At 29.6% G+C, this 3,668-nt stretch carries 5 protein-coding genes and 1 pseudogene; all 6 read left to right on the top strand.

The window, feature by feature from the left end; all coding sequences use genetic code 11:
• The first annotated feature begins 25 nt into the window (after nucleotides 1-25).
• On the top strand, nucleotides 26-409 hold the full coding sequence (locus HUJ77_RS15065; protein WP_291710037.1) for a minor capsid protein: 384 nt from the start codon (nucleotides 26-28) through the stop codon (nucleotides 407-409).
• Between the two features lie 10 nt (nucleotides 410-419).
• Nucleotides 420-875, top strand: a complete 456-nt coding sequence (locus tag HUJ77_RS15060; RefSeq protein ID WP_291710036.1) for a hypothetical protein — start codon at nucleotides 420-422, stop codon at nucleotides 873-875.
• 8 nt (nucleotides 876-883) lie between these two features.
• The gene (locus HUJ77_RS15055) at nucleotides 884-1,219 is read left to right on the top strand and encodes a hypothetical protein (RefSeq protein WP_291710035.1); all 336 of its coding nucleotides are present in this window, start codon (nucleotides 884-886) and stop codon (nucleotides 1,217-1,219) included.
• Nucleotides 1,182-1,544 carry a Gp15 family bacteriophage protein gene (locus HUJ77_RS15050; protein WP_291710034.1) on the top strand — a complete coding sequence of 121 codons (363 nt, stop codon included), beginning with the start codon at nucleotides 1,182-1,184 and terminating at the stop codon, nucleotides 1,542-1,544. The genes HUJ77_RS15055 and HUJ77_RS15050 overlap by 38 nt, the downstream gene beginning before the upstream one ends.
• A 37-nt stretch (nucleotides 1,545-1,581) precedes the next feature.
• On the top strand, nucleotides 1,582-2,037 hold the full coding sequence (locus HUJ77_RS15045; RefSeq protein ID WP_291710032.1) for an SHOCT domain-containing protein: 456 nt from the start codon (nucleotides 1,582-1,584) through the stop codon (nucleotides 2,035-2,037).
• Nucleotides 2,038-2,100: 63 nt separating this feature from the next.
• Nucleotides 2,101-3,668: pseudogene (locus HUJ77_RS15040) on the top strand (hypothetical protein); the annotation flags it as partial.

Here is a 3,668-nt window from a genome sequence, read left to right as displayed (position 1 = left end):
TGCTTAGTAAGGGGTTGGTTAAATAGTGTTATTAAGTGAGATAAGAGAATATTTAAAAGCTAAAATAGATAGTCCACAATGGTACTTAAATAAAGTTGGAGATAAGGAAGAAAGTATTACAATTTATAATACAGTAGGTCCAGCTCCTAGAATAGCTTTAGGGGGGTTAGAGCAAACAAGCTACACTACTAAAGCTATTTCTATTTTAGTTCATTGGGGAAAAGATAGTAATAAAGCTGAATTAAAGGCACAAGAAGTTTATAATGCTTTCTTTGGTAAAGATGGAACTATAGGAGGGAAAAGGGTTATTCAATTTATAATGAAAACAGATTCTCCTATCTATGTAGGAACAGATAACGAAGGCATTATTGAATATGTGATTGAAACAATAATTTATTATGAAAGGTAGGTAATTATATATGGCATTTAGTGGAGTATTCCCAGTATATAATTTAAAGTTTAAAATTGGTACTAAAGGAAAAGCAAGTGTATTACCAGCAGATATGGCTGTAATTGCAGATATGGAAACATTCTCTATTAGTATAGATGGAACTGTAGAAGAATGGACACCTATGGACACAGCGGGATGGGCAAGAAGTTTAATGACTGGCAAAAAGTTTAGTATAGGATTAAATGGTAAAAGAAATATAGGTGATAAGGGGAATGATTATGTAGCTGCTACAGCTTGGAAAGATGGTTTAGATTGTAGTACTAAGGGAGAAATAGAGTTTCCAGATGGTGCAAAGTTAACATTTGATTGTGTTATTAATGTTAAAAATGTAGGCGGTGGAGACAGTACAAATGTTGCACCCTTGGAATTTGAATTACAAGGTGATGGAAAACCAACATATACACCTGGACCAACAGGAGCATAGGAGGAATTATGGCAAGAGTATATGATATTATAAGTAGATTAGAGAATGGTAATCAAAAACCAGTTATAAAGATTGATGCAGATCATGAATTTAAGATTAATAATAGTAAGGCTGCAGCATTTAGGATAATGGCTTTAGCAGATGATAAAAAAATTAAAGATGATAAAAGACTAGATGATATAGTGAAAGTTGCTTTAGGAAAAGACGCCTTTGATTATATTGAAAGTCTAGATCTTAGTATGATAGCCTATAATACTATTATAAACGTTATTATGGCAGCTATATCAGATGTAGAACTAGAAGAAGTTGAGGAAGAAGCTAAAAAAGCAAAAGCACCCAGGTAACAAGTGGTATGATTTATTTGAAGATTTTGACTTGATAGAATCTAGCTTTGCTATGCAATACAATATAAGATTAAGAAATGATGATATGTCTTGGAGTGAGTTTTCGGCATTGTTAAAGGGAATAATGCCTGAAACACCTCTAGGACAAATTGTTTCAATTAGAAGCGAAGAAGATAAGGATATGCTTAAGAATTTCACAAAAGAACAGCATAAAATTAGAAATGATTGGAGAACTAGAAATAATCCAGTTATGGATATGAGTGAAGAAGAAAAAAGAAAACAAATAATAAAAGTTCAGGAAATATTTTCAAAAGCGTTTGGATAGAGTATACTAAAATTAACAAAGTTAATGGAGGGTATATATGGAAGAGATTAAATTGCAAGGAACGTTGGGGAAAACAGTTACAGTAGTAGGCAATTGTATTAAAATAAAGCCAAGTAGAAATAGTAATAATATAAAAACTATACTAATAAACAACATAGTACAGGTATCAGTAAAAAAGCCTAGTATAATTCAAGGTGGATTTATTCATTTCCAAAAAATAATTGATAATAATGCTAATGAAGGAATACTAGGCTTAAATGATGTTAATAAAGTCATATTAGATCCAAATGCAATAATTTTTAACTCTAAAGAAAAATATAAAATAGCTTTAGATATAAAGAAGTATATAGAAGACTATACTTCTAAATCAAATGAAAATATATTTAGTAATATAAGTACAGCAGATGAATTAAGTAAATTTAAAAAGTTACTAGATGATGGAATAATAAATGAAGAAGAGTTTAATAAGCAAAAAAATAAATTATTAGGTTAATAAATTAATTTAACACTTAGATTAAGAATCTAGGTGTTTTTTTATTATAAAGGAAGTGAAAAAGTGAATGATAGTGTAGGTAAGATAAGTTTAGACCTAGAAGTTAAAAGTGACTTAGGAAAACAAATAAGTGCTATGAGTGGACTTATAGCTAAGAACTTGAAATCTTCTTTAAATACAGGAAATAAAACTATGTTTGACAGCATTAAAAATAGTGCTAATGATAGTATTAAATCTTTAGATTCTAGTATGAAGGCAACATTAAATAAAATGAGAAGTAATTTAAAAAATACAATGAAATCACTATTTTCTTCCATTAAAAAGGTTAATATGCCATCATTTAATCCTATAGAGGCGGAAAGTGATTCTAAATCGGTTAATATGCCGAAGACTAATACTAAGAGAGGGCCACCAATAAATGCGGAGGCTTTAACTTCACAGATACAGAATACAGCAGCAGAACTTGATAATATAAATGCTCGTATTGAACAACAAAAAGAAAAATTAGCTCAATTAAAGGAATCATTTAGAAATACTTTTAATCAAAATACTAAGAATAAGATTAATGAGCAAATACTTAAAACAGAAGCTAGCATAATAAAGCTCATAAATAAGTCTGATATCTTAGGATTTAAATTAGCTGACTTAGATAGTAGATTTGCTATGGCTAATGCTAATACGGCTAATGCAAATATTAATAATATTGGAAACTCAACAAGTAAAGCTGGTAGTAAGGCTTCAAATAGTTCAGGCCAATTTAAAAAATTATCTAATGCATTAAATACATTAGGAATTGGAAGTAAGAAAGCGAATAACAGTTTAAGTGGCTCCAATAACCAACTAAAAATGATAGTTAGATCTATGATTACTTGGGGAATGATATTTCCTATAGTTATCAAGGGAATAACCGCTATGTCAACTGGACTTCTTAATAATTTAAAAACTAATGAACGATTCTCTAATTCCTTAGCACAAATTAAAAGTAATTTAATGATAGCATTTACACCAATTTATAATGCAATATTGCCTGCTATAAATGTTCTTATGAGTGCTTTATCTACTTTAACTCAATATATAGCTAGTTTTACTAGTGCTATATTTGGGAAAACATTTGACCAAAGTAAACAAGCTACTCAAGGATTAATAAATGCAAAACAAGCTATGGGAGCTTATGGAGATGCTGCTAAGAAAACAGGGAAAGATATTAAAGATTCTTTAGGGGTAGCAGGATTTGATGAAATAAATTCTTTAAGTTCTCAAAATGATAGTGGTGATGATGGAAGTGGAGCAAATTCAGAAGTTCCACAATTGGTTACACCAGAACTTGAAACATATAATGTTGATAGTAAAATGAATGAACTTGCTGAAAAAGTTAAAAAAGTATTTGCTACAATATTTCAACCTTTTAAAAGTGCTTGGGCAAAAGATGGAGTAGGAGTAATTGCAGAAGTAAAAAGAACTATAGAAGGGACTAAAGAAACATTTAAAAATTTATATAGAGTTTTAGAAAGTCCGCCAGTACAATTATTTATTGAAAATATAGCTAGGATAGGATTATCACTAGGGAAATTAGCATTAGCAGTATACAATGAGTTTATTTTACCAATGATTAATTGGTTTATAAATATTCT

Source organism: Clostridium sp., from assembly GCF_021443865.1.
GTDB lineage: Bacteria > Bacillota > Clostridia > Clostridiales > Clostridiaceae > Clostridium.
The sequence above is the reverse complement of the archived record's forward strand: the minus strand, read 5'-3'. Positions and strand labels throughout refer to the sequence as shown.

Bases quoted from the DNA above. Each gene is read 5' to 3' on its own strand.
- HUJ77_RS15045 (WP_291710032.1), top strand. From the start codon at position 1,582: ATGGAAGAGATTAAATTGCAAGGAACGTTGGGGAAAACAGTTACAGTA.
- HUJ77_RS15060 (WP_291710036.1), top strand. From the start codon at position 420: ATGGCATTTAGTGGAGTATTCCCAGTATATAATTTAAAGTTTAAAATT.
- HUJ77_RS15055 (WP_291710035.1), top strand. From the start codon at position 884: ATGGCAAGAGTATATGATATTATAAGTAGATTAGAGAATGGTAATCAA.